The organism is Melittangium boletus DSM 14713 (assembly GCF_002305855.1).
GTDB classification, from domain to species: Bacteria; Myxococcota; Myxococcia; order Myxococcales; family Myxococcaceae; genus Cystobacter; species Cystobacter boletus.
The window spans coordinates 618,829-634,700 of sequence record NZ_CP022163.1 but is presented as its reverse complement, the minus strand read 5'-3'; the positions used below and the strand labels follow the sequence as shown (position 1 = coordinate 634,700).

Sequence of the window (15,872 nt, the reverse complement as noted above, 5' to 3'; positions counted from 1 at the left end):
TGAAATTGATACTGATTATCAATTTCAACTTGGCGACAACGCCGGGTGGGAGGAGCGAGACGTGGCGCGGAATACGGGACCTCGCGGCAGGGTGTGCCGTCGGCTGGGGATTGCGCTGTCGAACATCACCGCGAAGGATCCGGACAAGGATCCGGTGCTGCGCCGGCCCTATCCCCCCGGGCAGCACGGGGCGACGGCCCGGCCCTCGGTGAGCGACTACGGGCAGCGGCTGCGCGAGAAGCAGAAGCTCAAGCTCTTCTACGGGTTGTTGGAGAAGCAGTGCCGAAAGGCCTTCCTGGAGGCACGCCGCTCGCCCGGCAACACGGGCACGGTGCTGCTGCAACTGCTCGAGCGCCGGCTGGACGTGGTGGTGCTGCGCGCGGGCCTGGCGACGAGCATCCGTCAGGCGCGGCAGTTCGTGCGTCACGGCTACCTGCAGGTGGACGGTGAGCGCGTCAACATCCCCAGCTACCGGGTGAGGAATGGCAGCGAGGTGCGCTTCGCGTCCACCCACAAGGAGCTGCTCATCGTGAAGGAGTGCTTCGAGCGGATGAAGGATCGCCAGGTGCCGGGCTACCTCCAGGTGGTGGAGGGAGGGCAGGGCGTGCGCTACGTGCGCGAGGCCGAGCGGGAGGAGATTCCCGTCAACGTCAACGCGCCCTTCATCGTGGAATTCTACGCGCAGCGGGTGTGAGGCCCGGGGCGCTCAGCTCTTCTCGGGGGCGCCCATGTCCGCGGAGCCGTAATACGCGAGCACCTGGCCGTGGTACTCGGGCCGGGTGTACACGTCGCCGCGAGGCCGCTCGATGAGGTCCTGGATGACGGCGGCGACCTCCTCGGGTGTCTGGGCATTGGGCATCCGGCGCGAGTCGGGCCCGCCCCCGAGCGCGTTCACGCCGAACTCGGTGGCCACGGGGCCCGGCAGCACGGTGGACACGTGGATGTGGGGGAAGCGCTCGCGCACCTCCATGCGCAGGTTGGCCGTGAGGGCGTTGAGCGCGTGTTTGGCCGCGTTGTACGCGGAGCGGAACGGCACATAGGGCACGCGTCCCAGCATGGACGACACGTTGATGAGGTGCCCCTGGCCGCGCTCCTGGAAGTGGGGGAGCACCGCCTGCATGCCGTAGAGCGCCGACTTGACGTTGACGCGCATCATCTCGTCGAAGTCCTCGTCGGTGAGCTCGGAGACGAGCTTGCTGATGCCTCGCCCGGCGTTGTTCACCCAGACGTCCACCCGTCCGAACCGGTCGAGCGCCGCGTCCAGGACCCGCTGGATGTCCTCGCGCCGGGTGACATCGGCGGGGACGACCAGGGCCTCGGGCCCTGAATGGGCCGCCACCTGGTGCAATTCCACCTCCCGCCGCGCGGCGAGCACCACCCGGTTTCCCTTGCTCCCCGTCAGCCGCGCGAAGGCGGCGCCAATGCCACCGCTCGCCCCCGTGATGACCACGACCTTGTCGTTCATGGATGAGTTCCTTTCATGCGCCTGTCTACCGTTTCGGCCCGCTTCCCCGCCAGTCGAGCATCGTCCCGGGACGACCCAGGGGGTCTCTGAGATAGAGTCCCGGGCGTGCGAATCCGACACCGCTCCGTCCTCCCGCTGCTCGCCACCTCCGTCCTGCTCACCGCCGCCGCGCCCCCTCCGGATGCGCGAGTGACCCTGCTGGACGCGATGGCGGAGGAACTGCAACGTAACCACCAACAGCTCAAGTTGCAGAACCACGAGCCCCCGTACTTCATCAGCTACCAGGTCAAGGACGTGGACCAGTCCGTCGTCGTCGCGCGCTACGGCTCGCTCTTCCTGGACGACACCTACCACCACCGCAAGCTGTACGTGGACACGCGCGTGGGCTCGTACGAGTTCGACAACTCGGGCCCCGACGAATACGCCTACTACCTGGGCAGTGGTCCGGGCTCCAGCTACGTCGTCAACAAGGACGGCCCCCTGGATGACTCGCCCCTGGCGCTGCGCACCGCGCTGTGGCTCGCCACGGACGAGAAGTACAAGGCCTCGCTCAGTCAACTGCTCAAGAAGAAGGGAGAAAACGTCTACGCGGTGGAGGATCCCAAGCGCCCGCCGTCCTTCTCCCAGGAGAAGCCGGTGCGCTCGGTGCAGCCGCCGCTGGCCTTTCCGTTCGACCATGACCGCTGGGCGCGCGTGGCCCGTGAGGTGTCGGCGCGCTTCACCGCGCATCCGGAGCTCTTCGACTCGGAGGTGCGCATCACCGCGGACAAGGTGAAGCGGCTCTTCGTGTCCACGGAGGGCAGCCGCATCGTGTCGGAGGAGGTGATGTACGGCCTGCACGTGTCCGCGGTGACGCGCGCGGATGACGGGCAGTTGCTGACCGATTCGCGCAACTACTACGCGCCCACCGAGGCGGGGCTGCCGGACGACAAGACGCTGGCGGTGGCCGCCACGCGCGTCATCGAGGAACTGCTCGCGCTGCGCAAGGCGCCCGCCATCGATCCGTACACGGGCCCGGCCATCCTGGCCCCGGAGGCCGCGGGCGTGCTCTTCCACGAGGCGGTGGGCCACCGCCTGGAGGGCGACCGTCAGGACGGGGAGGGCGAGGGCAAGACATTCCGGGGCCAGGTGGGTAAACCCGTGCTGCCCACGTTCCTGAGCATCGTGGATGACCCCACGGTTCGTTCGCTCCAGGGCGAACCGCTCAATGGCTTCTACGAGTACGACGAGGAGGGCGTGAAGGGGCAGCGCACGGTGCTGGTGGACAAGGGCGTGCTCAAGAACTACCTGCTGTCGCGCCGGCCCGTGGAGGGCTTCCTCCAGTCCAATGGCCATGGCCGCAGCCAGGGCACGGCCAAGCCCGTGGCGCGCATGGCCAACCTCATCGTCGAGTCGACGAAGCAGGTGGATGACGGGGAGCTCAAGCGGCGGCTCATCGCGGAGGCGAAGCGGCAGGGCAAGCCCTACGGATTGCTCATCCGGGACATCACCGGCGGCAACACCAACACCTCGAGCTACGGCTACCAGGCGTTCAAGGGCGTGCCGCGCATGGTGTTCCGCGTGGACGTGAAGACGGGCGAGGAGACGCTGGTGCGGGGCGTGGAGATCGTGGGCACGCCGTTGTCGGCGGTGAACCGCATCCTGGCCACGGGGCGCAAGCCTGGCATCTTCAACGGCTTCTGTGGCGCGGAGAGCGGCAACGTGCCCGTGTCCACGGTGGCGCCCGCGCTGCTCCTGCAGGAGATCGAGCTGCAGCGGACCCAGGAAGGCAAGGACCGGCCGCCGCTGTTGCCGCGTCCCTTGGAGAATGGCACCGCCAGCGGCGAGGTGAAGTAGCCATGCGCCTGACGCCGGGCACCCGGCTGGATGCGCGGGTGGGCATCCTCGCGGGACGTACCGCCGGAGCGCGTGTCGTCGCCATCTCGGGCACGGAGACGGCCGAGCACCTCGCGGACGTGGACTGGATCCAGGACTTCACCGCGCTGTCCTATGTGGGGCAGGACGCGCGTGGCCACTTGATCCTGCGCGTGGGGTAGCACCTCGGCACGGCCTGTTTTTCGCGTGTTGCGCGGATCGTGAGTACCTTGGGTGGGAAGGAGGCGGAGAGAGGGCCGCGTTGCCTGATTCCCAGGCGGGCGAGTTCCACCCAGGTGCACCGCGTCGGCCTTGAATTCCCGAGGCGGCGGGCCCGTTCAGAACACCATGACGTTTCGTCCGCTCCTGCTGGCCTGCTTGCTGGGCGTGTTCCTCGCTCCCCCTGCCTTGGGTGCGCCCGCGTCCACGAAACCGGCGGTGGTGAAGGCGAAGAAGGCGCCCGCGAAGAAGGCCGTGCGCCCCTCCCGGGGCCGACGGGTGGCCCAGCGTGCCGCGGGACTCGTGGGCACATCGCTGGCGCGCCACCGCGTCCCGGATGATTGTTCGGGGCTCGTGCGGCTCGCCTACCAATCCGTGGGTGTGGAACTGCTGTCGCACGGCACCCGTCCTGGGGAAAACGCGGCGAGTGCCATGTACCGGCGTGCCCAACGTGCGGGCGCCCTGCACCGGAAGACACCTCAGCCTGGCGACATCGTCTTCTTCCGCGAGACGTATGACCGCAACCGCGACGGCTTGCGCAACGATGGGGTGACGCACGTGGGCGTCATCGAGTCCGTGGAGCGCGATGGAACCGTGGTCTTCGTGCACCGGGGCGGCAAGGGCGTGGCGCGGGCGCGGATGAACCTGCGCCACTCCCAACACAAGGGCACGGGCGGCCGCGTCCTCAATGATTACATCCGCCGGGCCGAGGGCGGGGAGCGCGCGCGCCTCACGGGAGAGCAGTTCGTCGGCTACGCGTCGGCCCATCGCATGTAGGCCTCCCTCGGTGACGGTCCGGTCGAGAGACTGGGCAGATGCTCGGAACGCTGAAAACAGGTATTGAAGAGAAAACCTGTTTGATGGCGAGGTCCGCGAGTGTCACACCGAAAGTGGTGGATGGGTTCCTGCTTGTTCCTGGCACTGGCTCCTTCCCTGGGGGTCTCGGCGGATGCGCGGTTTTCCCTCTCGGCGGCCGCCGTCACCGCGAGCTCGGATGACGGAAACATTCCCGCCCACACGGTGGACGGGGATGTGAGCACCCGCTGGTCCGCGAAGGGGGATGGGCAGTGGATCCAATTCAATCTGGGTGCCCTCAAGAAGGTGGCCTTCGTGAAGATCGCCTTTCATGAAGGCGCGTCCCGGACCTTCACCTTCGATATCCAGACTTCCTCGGATGGCGCCACGTTCGTCCCGGTGCGCACGGGAGTGAAGAGCGGCCTGGCGGATGGCCTCCAGAGCTTCGACTTCACCGATGTCACTGCCGCGCGTTACGTGCGGTTCGTGGGGTACGGCAACACGTCCAACACCTGGAACAGCTATCTGGAGGTGGAGATCCATGGGAGCGCCGCCGAAACATCCACGGGCCCCGTGGTGAACGTCTCCACGGCCGCTCAGCTCACGACGGCCCTCGCCAACGCGACCGCGGGCACCACCATCGTCCTGGCGAACGGCACCTATACGAAGAGCGGCGCCTTCAGCCTCAACAAGAGTGGCACCGCCTCCAGCCCCATCACCCTCCGGGCGGCGAACCGGGGCAAGGCCCTCATCTCCGGAGGAGCCTTCCTCCAGGTGTCTGGCGCCGCCTACGTCGTCATCGAGGGGCTGAAGTTCACGAACACCGGCAACAGCGCCGTCGTGATCGACAAGTCCCACCATGTCCGGCTCACCCGGAACACCTTCGCGCTCACGGAGGATGGGACCGAGGTCAAATGGCTGAACATCAAGGGAGGTGGAAGCCACCATCACCAGATCGACCACAATGATTTCGGCCACAAGAGCGATCCCGGCCCGGTCATCGCGATGGATGGCGACTACTCCACTCAGATGACCCAGTACGACGTCATCGAATACAACCACTTCCACGACGTGGGACCGCGTCTGTCCAACGGGCTGGAGACGATCCGGCTCGGGCTGTCCAGCGTGTCCCTCTTCAACGCCTACGCGACCGTGCAGTACAACCTGTTCGAGAACTGCGACGGGGATCCGGAGTTCATCTCCATCAAGAGCGGTGGCAACGCGATCCGCTACAACACCATCCGCACCTCACAGGGCCAACTCACCGCGCGTCACGGCAACAACAACAGCATCTACGGCAACTTCATCCTGGGGGATGGAACCAAGGCCGGCGTGGGTGGCATCCGGCTCTACGGAACCGATCACAAGGTCTACAACAACTACCTGGACAAGCTGACCGATGACGCCTTGCTCATCGATGGGGGCGATCACGACGGAGGACCCACCTCCGGCAACGCCGACGCGTCTGTCCTGTCCAAGCACTGGCGGGTCTACCGGGCCGAGGTCGTCCACAACACCATCGTCAACAGCAAGAGCGGGCTCCTCATCGGCAAGAGCTACACGCACGCCCCGGTGGACGGGAAGGTCGCCAACAACCTCGTTCGCAACACGACGGGCACGCTCTTCCTCGAGAAGAAGACGAGCAACACCCTGTTCCAGGGCAACATCGGGTACGGCGCGACGTTGAGCAACACGTCGCGCGCGTCTGGTGAGGTGCGCAACGTGAATCCGCTGCTGACCTCGGTCGATGGGTTGCAGAAGCTGTCTTCCACCAGCCCCGCCATCAACGCCGCCGTGGGAACGTATGGCTATGTCCTGGAGGACATGGATGGGGACCTCCGCTCCACCCTGGACGTGGGCGCGGATGAATACGCCACCATGGCTTCCGTGCAGCGGCCGTTGTCTCCCGCTGATGTGGGGCCGAATGCGCCGTGAGTGTGGCCTGCTCGTCGCCTATCTGTTTTTCTGATAATCGAGGAATTCAACCCTTTCGAAGGAGTGACACATGCGTTGGCTCGCGCTGGTGGGGACGCTGGGGCTGTTGAGTGGCTGTGGCCCCGAGGTGGTCGAGGAGCAGCCGGTGGAGGTGCAGGGCGCTCCCGAGTCCTGGTGCAGGAGCTACAAGACCCAGCAGTACTGTCCGAAGACCGTCTGCGCCTGGCACAGCACTCCGGCGCCGGGCTACTGCGGCCTGCCCCTGACCGAGTAACCAAGCCTCCCCTGATGAAGGAAAAGAGCTCCAGCGCGGGTCATTCGTGCTGGAGTTCTTCCGTCATGTCACCATCCTCTTCCGATCCACGCCCTTTCGCCGTGTTGGTGGGCGTCCAACTCCCTGGCGTCTCCGACACCGAACACGCCGCCGACCTCGCCGAACTCGGGAGGCTGGTGCATACCCTCGGCTACGAGGTCGTCGCGACCGTGACCCAGCGCCGCGAAGGCGTCGCGGCGGGGACGGTCCTCGGCACCGGAAAGCTCAAGGAACTGGCCCAGCTCACGGGGGGCCGGGGCTTCGTTCCCTCTGGCGCGCAGGTACGCAAGTCGAAGGCTCGCGAGCGCTGGGAATCCGAAGAGGAAGACGCGGTACCCCAGGATGAAGGCTCCGTGGCGGAACCGGAAGCCGAGGTGGACGCCACCCAGCCCGTCGCGAGGCCCACGGTGGTGGTGGTCGACCATGAGCTCTCGCCCAGCCAGTTGAGCAACCTGGAGCGGGCCACCGGCGCCCAGGTCCTCGACCGCACGGGCGTCATCGTGGACATCTTCCATCGCCATGCCCGCAGCCGCGAAGCGCGGATGCAGGTGGAGATCGCGCGGCTCAACTACCTCGCCCCCCGCATGCGCGAGTCCACGGGAAGCCGCGAGCGGCAACAAGGCCGGGGCTCGGGAGACTCGGCGTTGGAACTCGATCGCCGCAAGATTCGCGACCGGCTCGCCGAGCTACGCGAGGGGCTCGCGGTCATCCAGCAGGACCAGGCGCAGCGGCGCTACGCCCGGAGGGACCAGTTGCGGGTGGCGCTGGTGGGCTACACCAACGCGGGCAAGTCCTCGCTGATGCGTGCCCTGACGGGGAGCGAGGTGCTGGTGGCCGATCAGCTCTTCGCCACGCTGGACACCACGGTGCGGGCGCTGCAACCGGAGACCCGGCCCCGGGTACTGGTCTCGGACACCGTGGGCTTCATCCAGAAGCTGCCGCACGACCTCGTGGCCTCCTTCCGCTCGACGCTGGATGAGGCGCTAGAGGCCTCGTTGCTGCTCTACGTGGTGGATGCCTCCGACCCCACCTGGGAGACCCAACTCGAGGTCTCCCGAGGGGTCCTTCGCGAGATTGGAGCGCAGGGTGTGCCGAGCCGGTTGTTGTTCAACAAGGCGGACCGGCTTTCCGCCGAGCAACGCGAAGCCCTGCTCCAGCGGCACCCCGAGGCGCGGGTCCTCTCGGCGCATTCGCCGGACGATGTCGCCGCGCTCCGCCAGAGCGTGGTGGAGTTCTTCGAGCGTTCCATGGTCGAGGCGGAGCTGGTGATTCCCTATGCCCGCCAGGGGCGCATCAACGAGGTGTACGAGAATGCCCGGGTCCTCTCCGAGGCCTTCGATGAGAACGGCCGGCGGCTGATGATTCGCGCGCTTCCCGCGGCGATTGCCCGACTGACCCACGCCTTCGGAAACGCTTGAGGCCTCGGCTCACATCGTCAGGGCTCCGCTCGCGTCCGTGGGGCCGGGGAGCCTCGCATCCTCCAGGACCAGGTGGGCCTCCACATCGGCGAGGAACGCGTCCAATGCGGCGTTGAAGGACTCGGGGGCGTCCATCACCAACCTCTGAACCGGTGGGTCGAACCCCTCGGAGAGGGGCTTCTTCACGCTGCCCTCCGGATCCCCGAGAACCAGCCCCGCCACTCGCTCGGGATGGAGCGCCGCGTACTCGCTCGCCACCCCGCAGCCGAAGCCGTGCCCCACCAACACGAAGCGCTCCAGGTGCAGCGTGTCCGCCACCGCGCCCACGTCCTCCGCGAAGTCCCGGACGTGGTAGCGGCCCGCGGGGTCGGGGTCCGACTCACCCATTCCCCGCAGATCGAAGGACACGCTGCGCTGCACCAGGAACGCCTGCTGGGCCGCCCACTGTGTCCGGTCGCCGCCATGGCCATGTACGAAGAGAACGGGAAGTCCGCCCTGGCCCGCCGTGCTGACAGCCAGCCGTCCCACTGGCCCCTGGATCGCCCTTGTCGAGAAGCTCATATCCTCAAGGTAGTCACCTCGCGATGGGCGTGGAGAGCGGTTGCTGCTCCATGCGAACGCCCCCGCGTTCAACAGGGGGGCGCGCCTCGCTGACGTGTCGGCTGACACGTAACGTCGACTTCCGACACATCAACTCCGCCCCTCTGCGTGGAGCGCTCCCTCGTGGCGCCCTTGGCTCCGCCCTGGCATCTGTTTTGCCATGACTCCGACTCGGGGGGTCCAGGGGCACGGAATCCGGCCTGGGCCACCACTTCATGACCCATTCCCACCCTTCAGGCTCGGGTTGCGCCCACTGCTCCTGCAGCAATCCCGTGGTGTCGGTCCTCGAGAAGAAACTGTTCAAGCCCGAGTTGTTGAGTGCCTTGTTCCAACGCCGGGAGCGGGACGCTGCCTCCACACCGGTCTCCCAGATCATCACGGGTGGCACCATCCGCCCCCTCATCAATGGCTCGAGCAAGCCCGTGGATGCCATCGGTATCCATCAGGGCAAGGTGATCGCTGTTGGACGCCTCTCGGATGTCGAGGCCGCCATGAATGCGCAGGGCCTGACGGGCTACCAGGTCGACCCCTACGCCTGTCGTCCCGCCAACAATCATGGCCTCTTCAACTTCACGGATCCCAACCAGGACCAACCCACGGAGGTGCCGGATGCCTATCGGAGCTTGATCAAGGCCGCCATGGGCAAGGGGTGGCCGCTGATGATCCACGCCAATGGTGATCAGGCCGTGCGGTTCACCCTGCAGGTGTACGACGAGGCCATCTCCAAGCAGCAGGCAGGAGCCCGCCGCCATCGGATCGAGCACTGCTCCCTGCTCGTCCCGGAGCAGATCACGACCATGCGGGACAAGGGCATCTCTCCCAGCTTCCTCATCGGGCATGTGGGTTACTGGGGCCATGCCTTCCGTCAGGTCATCTTCAAGGACAAGGCGGAGCAGCACCTGGATCTCTGCCGTTCCGCGCTCGACGCCGGACTGCGGATCTCCCTCCACAGCGATTGCGAGGTGAGCCCACTGGGGCCCCTGCGCATGATGGAGCAGTCCATCACCCGGATCATGGAGGCCGCTCCTCCCACCGAGGGGGGCAAGCCTCCCGCGCTGAATCCCTACGAGTGCATCACGAAGGAGCAGGCCCTGCGGGCCGTCACCTACGACGCGGCCTGGCAGTGCTACGCCGACAAGTGGGTCGGCTCCTTGGACACGGGTCATTTCGCGGACTTCGTCATCCTCGCCCAGGATCCGCTCACCCTGGGCGACTGCTACCTGAAGATGCGCGATATTCCTGTCGTGGAGACCTGGAAGGACGGGATCCGCGTCTATACCGGAGCGACGGCCGGCACGAAGTAGCGGCCGCCGCGGTCCCAGTGCCTCGTGCCGCGTGTGGGCGGCCGGGGCGCTGGGGTGGGCGCCAGAGAGAGGACGTCGAGAATGCGGAAGAGGGTAGGCATGTGGAGCACGCTGATGGGGTTGAGCCTGGTGGTGACGGGTTGCAGGCCAACCGGCGACCTGAGCTGCTCCCGTGACAAGGATTGCCTTGAGTCCGAGATCTGTCATCCAGATGAAGGGAGGTGCGCGATACTCTGCGTCACGAACGCGGATTGTCCCGCGACGGCGCCCTCCTGCGCGGCCATCAGCGACGTGCACACCACGAAGATTTGCAAGTGCATGACAGAGACGTGCCCGTGAATTCTTCCTCCCGCGGAACACTCTGTTGCCAGAAGGGGCTGGTGCGAAGTCCGTGGAAGCTGTAAAAGCAGAGAATCATGGGAAATATTTGTCGTGAAACAAGAAGACATTTCTGGATGGCCGCCGCGCTGTTGCTGGTCGGCCTTCCGTTCAGCGCGAGCGCGCTCACGTTCGTGAACACGGGCGCGTATACGTCCCCTCGGACAGCGGTCGCGGGCCAGACGGTCGGCTTCACCATCGTCCCGCAGTCTCCAGAAGCCGTGTCGAACGTCACGTTCACGTTCCAGGTGCGGCCCTATACGCCGGGCGGCGCCATCTCCACCACCGCCGTCTATACCCAGACAGTGACGGGCCAGGGCTTCGCCGCCGGAGAGAAGCGGCGCTACCAGCCGAGCTTCACGATTCCCGCCAACCTGACGACGGGGGAATACGTCTGGACCACCCAGGCGACCGACGCCTCCGGCTCGGCGGTCTACATGAACGTGGCGCGGATCGACAACATGTTCACGTTCCACGCGGACGCCGCGCCTGCCCAGAGCTACGTGCGGGGCATCAACATCATGGATCTGGGCAACGCGGCTGGGGCGCTGCCAGGCGTCATGGGCACCAATTACCCCAAGCCGACATTGGCCGGTATGCAGCGGCTGAAGTCCCGTGGTCTGGACGTCGTGCGCATTCCCTTCCTCTGGGAGCGCGTCCAGCCAGTGCTCAATGGTGCCCTGAACACGACCTACCTGAACTACCTGCTGGACACGCTCGAGTACGCCCACACCGCGGGGCTGGGCGTCATCGTCGACATGCACAATTCCGCGCGCTACACGTCTGGCGGCGTGACGCGGCCCTTCGGAAGCGCGGGCGCCCCGACGAAGGCGCAGTACGCGGACGCGTGGCGGCGGATCGCCACCGCCATCCGGAGCAACCCGGAGGCGTATGCCGCCCTCTATGCCTACGACATCATGAACGAGCCGCATGATCTGCCGTACTTCGAGGGCACCTACTCGAACCCCGTCACGTTCGCGAACTTCGAGTCCAACACCGAGGGCTGGCTGCCTCGGGACACCCGGGACACCTCCGTGGCCCGGGTGGTGCGCGACAACCAGGGCTCGCTGCGAATCACCGCCACCGCCAGCGCCGGGAGCGGCAAGGTGCTGGGCGCGGGGCTCAAGGCGGACATCAAGCGCGCGGGTCTCGCCAATGGTCCGACCTTCCAGGCGAAGGTCTTCGTGCCCACCACCACCCCCGGCAGCGTCCGGGCCCGGCTGGTGTTGATGGACAGCTCCTATGTGAGCCACTTCGGCGAGCCCTTCGCGGTGAACAAGGGCGAGGAAGTCCGGGTGTACTTCAAGCCCCCGGCGGCCGCGTGGACCAACAACCGCTCCTTCACCATCGAGTTCATCGTCGACTCGAGCGACGGCAGCGCCCCGTTCGTCTTCTACGTCGACAACGTGGCCCAGGGGACCCAGTCGGGCGAGCAGCCGCCGCCGCAGGTCTGGGAGTCCTATTCCCAGGCGGCGGTGGATGCCCTCCGGGCGCTCGGCGAGGACAAGATCATCATGGTGGAAGGCTATGACTACGCCTCGACGGATCAGTGGCCGAAGAACCACCCGGTCAAGTGGGTGAACGACCCCAAGAACAACATCATGTATCACGCTCACTTCTACTTCGACCGGAGCGGGAAGTACGAGAGCACCCACGCGAACGAGCTCGCCGCGGCCCAGCGTGACGGCTACGCGTCCGTGGGCGCGCGCGGTGTCGCCCGGGTGAAGGTCTTCAGCGACTGGGTCACGGCTCAGGGCACCCGCGGCTTCCTCGGCGAGTTCGGCTGGCCCAACTCCGTCAGGCGCCCGGATGAAACCGCGGCCTGGAACGCGGACGGCGAGCTGCTCCTGTCCTTCCTCGACGAGGTGGGCATGGGCGCGACGATGTGGACGACGGGCACGTGGGAGGGCGCGACCAAGCCGAACATCAACAACGTCTACCAGATCGAGCCCTCGCTGATTCCGCTGTCGCAGGCGCAAGTGCTGGAGCGGCACCTCGGCAAGCCCTGAGACGTCACTGTTTGACCCTCTGGGGGAGGGCGGTGTCGCGGCTCAGTTACGCGCGGCCCCGTCCAACAAGTCCGATTGGAAGGAGAAGGCGAGCGCCACGTAGGGAACGGACCGGCTCACCTCCGCGCCCGCGCGGTAGCGGTGTTGGAGGTACCACGCGACGTTGAGGAGGAGGGTGGGCCTGTTGAAGGCCGTGTAGGGCTCCTCCCAGAAGATGTATGCCGCCAGGAGGCCCAGCCGTTGGTAACCGTTGTTCCTGGACTCGACCTCGCCCGCGGCGAAGTCACGGGCACGGTAGAGCGGCTTGAGCAGGTTGTAGCGAGCCCCCAGCAGCAGGGACGGGCGCCCCGCGAAGAGGATGTCTGCTTCATTGCCGAGCGTGAAGCCCCTGCCGGGCAGCAGCGTGTCCGGCGTGGGGTCATACCAGACACGGTCCGTTCCCCGCAGAGCCATGCTCCAGTATTCGAGCGAGAAGCGGTTGCGCAACAGGAGGGGCCCCACCTTCATCTGGAGCAGCGGCTCGATCATGAAGTGCAGTCCCGAAGCGGCATAGTTCTCCCCCGAGGCTCCCCGCGCGGCCAGCAACGCGTCCGAATACTCCTGATTGGGCGATGAGAACGACTGCATGGCATTGAAGGTGGAGAAGAAGCCCACGTACTCGCCCAGCAGCCGCAGGGTGAACACGGAGAGGGGCTGGAGCTCCACCATGGGTCCTATCTTGATTCCAGCGGGGTTGAGCTTCGAACTGGCGCCCAGGTAGAGGTAGTTGTCTCGGAAGAGCGCCGAGTCATTGCGGTAGAGCACCGACTGGTAGCCGAAGCGCGTCTGGTTCTCCAACCCCAGGGGGTTGAGGCGCAGTATGGCCACGTTGTGAAGGATCAGGCGGTTGCTGGGGGCTTGTGTCCCGAGTCTGGGTGACTGGGCGAAAGCCGGGACGGACAGCAGAAGCGCAATCAACAGGGGGAAGGCTCGAATCATGAGAAAAGTCATTCCAATCCATCATCTTTTCACATCGGGGCGAAATTGGAAAGACGGGATTTCCCCAATAAATCGGATAAAACCCGTCCGTGACTTCCTCGCGCCAACCCCTGGTCCTGCTGCCGCTGTTGCTTACCTGCTCCTTGCTTGCCCCCGCCTGTGGTGGCGACGAGTTGGGAAAGGATGCGCCATCCGAGTTCCACGACGCGGGCGCTGAATTCCCGGGCGACGCGGGTGGACCTGGTGACGCGGGGGAACCGGACGCGGTAGACGCGGGAGTCCCTGACGCTGGCCCTCAGGTGCGTCCCTCCGAGGCCCTGTTCGCCGGCACGAGCATTCCCCGCTTCGAGCTCACCCTCGAGCAGGAGGCGATCGACTCCCTCAATGCCAAGCCAGACTCTTACGTGGAGGGCGATCTGCGCTTCGAACTCGACGGCCAGACCCTCGAGTTCGAGCGGATCGGCGTGCGCCTCAAGGGACGGATTGGCTCCTCGCGCAAGCTCAGCCAGAAGGCGGGCTTCCTGCTCAAGTTCGACAAATTCCAGGACAAGCAGACGCTGTTGGGCCTCAAGAAGCTCGCCCTCAACAACATGGTGCAGGACCCGAGCATGATCCACGAGCGGCTCGGCTACATGTTGTTTCGCGAGATGGAGGTTCCCGCCCCCCGCTCGGCCTACGCCACGGTGCACGTGAACGGTGCGTTGTATGGCCTCTACGCCACCATCGAGGCGACCGACAACCCCGTCTTCCTCAAGCACTGGTTTGGCAGCGATGACGGCAACCTGTACGAGGGCCAATACGGCAGCGACCTCTCCGTCGGCCAGGAGAGCACCTTCGATCAGGACAAGGGCGAAGACGTCGGGTTCGCGGACCTGACCCAGCTCGCGCGGGCGCTCGATCAGATGAACAACCCGGCCACGTTCCTGGAGGACGCGGACAAGGTCATCGACATGGACCTGTATCTGCGCTTCGCGGCCACCGAGCTGTTCCTCGGCCATTGGGACGGCTACGCCGCTGGCAAGAACAACTACTACCTCTACCGCCGCCCATCGGACGGACGTTGGGTCTTCCTGCCCTGGGGCATCGACCAGACCTTCGTTCAATACACGGACCCCTGGGCGGCCCAGGGGCGGCTGCAACAGAAGTGCGTCGCGTCACAGCCCTGCAAGGTGAAGCTGGCGCGGGCCTACACACAGGTGCTCGACAGTGCCTTCGGCCTCGATTTGCAGGAGCAGGCCTTGGGCCTCGGCTCACTGCTCTGGCCCGCGGTGTACATGGACCCGCGCAAGGAGGTGAGCGTGGGGACCGTCTACACCAAGATGTCCGAGACCCTCGACTTCCTGAACAACCGGCCGGCCGACCTCCAATCGCGTGTCGGGTGCGTGGACCCAGCGCAGTGCCCTCGCTGCACGGTGCGGCCCGCGCCCAAGGGGGGCAAGCTGGCCTTCTGCGCCCAGGCCCTGAGCTTCGCGGACGCCGAGGCGGACTGCGTGACCCAGGGAGGACATCTGGTCTCCATCCACGACCAGGCGACCCAGGACGCCGTGCTGGCCGGGGCCCGAGCCCTCTCCACGGGCTCCTGGTGGCTGGGGCTGAACGACCGGGTCCAGGAGGGCGACTACACCTGGACCGATGGCTCGCCCCGTCATTACACCGCCTGGGCGTCGGGCGAACCGAACAACTATGGGGGGGATGAAGACTGCACGCAGATGTATGGGTCGGGCGGCGCCTGGAACGACAGCGCCTGCAACGGCGCGGCGAATTTCATCTGCGCTCTTCCCTGACCGAACGCCCTGGGAAGGGTCGACACACTTCCCATTCGTGTGGCGGGGCGCGGCTTGCCATGAGTGCCTGTCGCATCCGCTCAGCGCTCCACTACCTTTCTGGGTTGGTGCGCATGGACCATCAGGGCCGTGCGCCCGGAGCGGGAAGCGGATGGCCTTCTACCTGGACGGAGCCACGGCGGAGAACAAGGCGCCCGCGCTCATTTTCGTCCCCGGCGGCCCGGGAGATCAGGCGGACTGAGCCGGGGTTGATGCGCTGCGTCATCCTCTTTCTCGCGGAATCGACAGGATGATCGATGATTTTGAGCGGGGCCCGCTGTCCATGGGCTGAAACTCCCCTGGAGAGTCGTTCTCTCCATCGAAAGGATCCGGCATGACGATCAAGGCAGCGACCCCGTACTTCATCCTCAACGGCAGGGTCGAGCAGGCCATTGCCCTCTACCAGCGCGCCCTCGATGCGAAAATCGAGACGATGCAGCGGTTTGGAGACGTCGACCAGAGTTGCCCCGCGGCGATGAAGAGCCGGGTCATGCACGCGGCGCTGCGCGTGGGTGACGCGCTGCTGATGATGAGCGATGGCCCCAATGATGGGGCGCCGCCGCAGACCGGGAGCGTGAGCGTCGCCCTCGACCTCGACGATCCCGAGCAGGCAAGGCGCTGTTTCGACGCGCTGGCGACGAACGGCAAGCTCATCCAGCCGCTCATCGACGCCCCCTGGGGTGGCCTGTTCGGCGTGGTTTGCGACGAGTTCGGCATCAGCTGGATGTTCAACAGCGCCAGGGTCAAGGCGACCTGACGGCACCTCTTTCCCCTGGCGGGC

The 15,872-nt window shown here is 66.1% G+C and carries 14 protein-coding genes; 11 read left to right on the top strand and 3 right to left on the bottom strand.

Annotated elements, in window-relative coordinates; genetic code table 11:
• Positions 1-61: 61 nt before the first annotated feature.
• Positions 62-694 (top strand): 30S ribosomal protein S4, encoded by a 633-nt coding sequence (rpsD, locus tag MEBOL_RS02725; RefSeq protein ID WP_170115432.1) that lies wholly within the window; start codon positions 62-64, stop codon positions 692-694.
• A gap of 12 nt (positions 695-706) precedes the next feature.
• On the opposite strand, the gene MEBOL_RS02720 is transcribed toward rpsD, so the two are convergent.
• The gene (locus MEBOL_RS02720; RefSeq protein WP_095975944.1) at positions 707-1,465 is read right to left on the bottom strand and encodes an SDR family NAD(P)-dependent oxidoreductase; all 759 of its coding nucleotides are present in this window, start codon (positions 1,463-1,465) and stop codon (positions 707-709) included.
• A gap of 105 nt (positions 1,466-1,570) precedes the next feature.
• On the opposite strand from MEBOL_RS02720, the gene MEBOL_RS02715 reads away from it, so the two are divergent.
• From MEBOL_RS02715 to hflX, 6 genes are all read left to right on the top strand, one after another.
• A complete protein-coding gene (locus MEBOL_RS02715; protein ID WP_095975943.1) occupies positions 1,571-3,301 on the top strand; it encodes a TldD/PmbA family protein in 1,731 nt (576 codons plus the stop codon).
• A gap of 2 nt (positions 3,302-3,303) precedes the next feature.
• A complete protein-coding gene (locus MEBOL_RS02710; protein WP_095975942.1) occupies positions 3,304-3,501 on the top strand; it encodes a hypothetical protein in 198 nt (65 codons plus the stop codon).
• A gap of 166 nt (positions 3,502-3,667) precedes the next feature.
• Positions 3,668-4,315 (top strand): CHAP domain-containing protein, encoded by a 648-nt coding sequence (locus MEBOL_RS02705; protein ID WP_095975941.1) that lies wholly within the window; start codon positions 3,668-3,670, stop codon positions 4,313-4,315.
• A 120-nt stretch (positions 4,316-4,435) separates the two neighbouring features.
• On the top strand, positions 4,436-6,268 hold the full coding sequence (locus MEBOL_RS02700) for a chondroitinase-B domain-containing protein (RefSeq protein WP_095975940.1): 1,833 nt from the start codon (positions 4,436-4,438) through the stop codon (positions 6,266-6,268).
• A 70-nt stretch (positions 6,269-6,338) separates the two neighbouring features.
• A complete protein-coding gene (locus MEBOL_RS02695; RefSeq protein ID WP_095975939.1) occupies positions 6,339-6,542 on the top strand; it encodes a hypothetical protein in 204 nt (67 codons plus the stop codon).
• Positions 6,543-6,607: 65 nt separating this feature from the next.
• Positions 6,608-7,999, top strand: a complete 1,392-nt coding sequence (gene hflX, locus MEBOL_RS02690; protein WP_095975938.1) for a GTPase HflX — start codon at positions 6,608-6,610, stop codon at positions 7,997-7,999.
• A gap of 9 nt (positions 8,000-8,008) precedes the next feature.
• Here the strand turns inward: hflX and MEBOL_RS02685 are convergent, their stop codons facing one another.
• Positions 8,009-8,560, bottom strand: a complete 552-nt coding sequence (locus tag MEBOL_RS02685) for an alpha/beta fold hydrolase (protein WP_095975937.1) — start codon at positions 8,558-8,560, stop codon at positions 8,009-8,011.
• Between the two features lie 314 nt (positions 8,561-8,874).
• Here MEBOL_RS02685 and MEBOL_RS02680 point away from each other — a divergent pair, with 314 nt between their 5' ends.
• Together MEBOL_RS02680 and MEBOL_RS02675 are read left to right on the top strand one after the other, a co-directional pair.
• Positions 8,875-9,903 carry an amidohydrolase family protein gene (locus MEBOL_RS02680; RefSeq protein WP_157774726.1) on the top strand — a complete coding sequence of 343 codons (1,029 nt, stop codon included), beginning with the start codon at positions 8,875-8,877 and terminating at the stop codon, positions 9,901-9,903.
• Between the two features lie 455 nt (positions 9,904-10,358).
• Entirely contained in the window at positions 10,359-12,290 is a 1,932-nt protein-coding gene (locus tag MEBOL_RS02675) for a glycoside hydrolase family 5 protein (RefSeq protein WP_170115431.1), read from the top strand.
• Between the two features lie 42 nt (positions 12,291-12,332).
• On the opposite strand, the gene MEBOL_RS02670 is transcribed toward MEBOL_RS02675, so the two are convergent.
• Positions 12,333-13,157 carry a hypothetical protein gene (locus MEBOL_RS02670; protein WP_157774725.1) on the bottom strand — a complete coding sequence of 275 codons (825 nt, stop codon included), beginning with the start codon at positions 13,155-13,157 and terminating at the stop codon, positions 12,333-12,335.
• Positions 13,158-13,357: 200 nt separating this feature from the next.
• Between MEBOL_RS02670 and MEBOL_RS02665 the strand changes: the two genes are divergently transcribed.
• Positions 13,358-15,052 carry a CotH kinase family protein gene (locus MEBOL_RS02665; RefSeq protein ID WP_095975933.1) on the top strand — a complete coding sequence of 565 codons (1,695 nt, stop codon included), beginning with the start codon at positions 13,358-13,360 and terminating at the stop codon, positions 15,050-15,052.
• Positions 15,053-15,425: 373 nt separating this feature from the next.
• Positions 15,426-15,848 carry a VOC family protein gene (locus MEBOL_RS02660; RefSeq protein ID WP_095975932.1) on the top strand — a complete coding sequence of 141 codons (423 nt, stop codon included), beginning with the start codon at positions 15,426-15,428 and terminating at the stop codon, positions 15,846-15,848.
• The last annotated feature ends 24 nt before the right edge of the window (positions 15,849-15,872 follow it).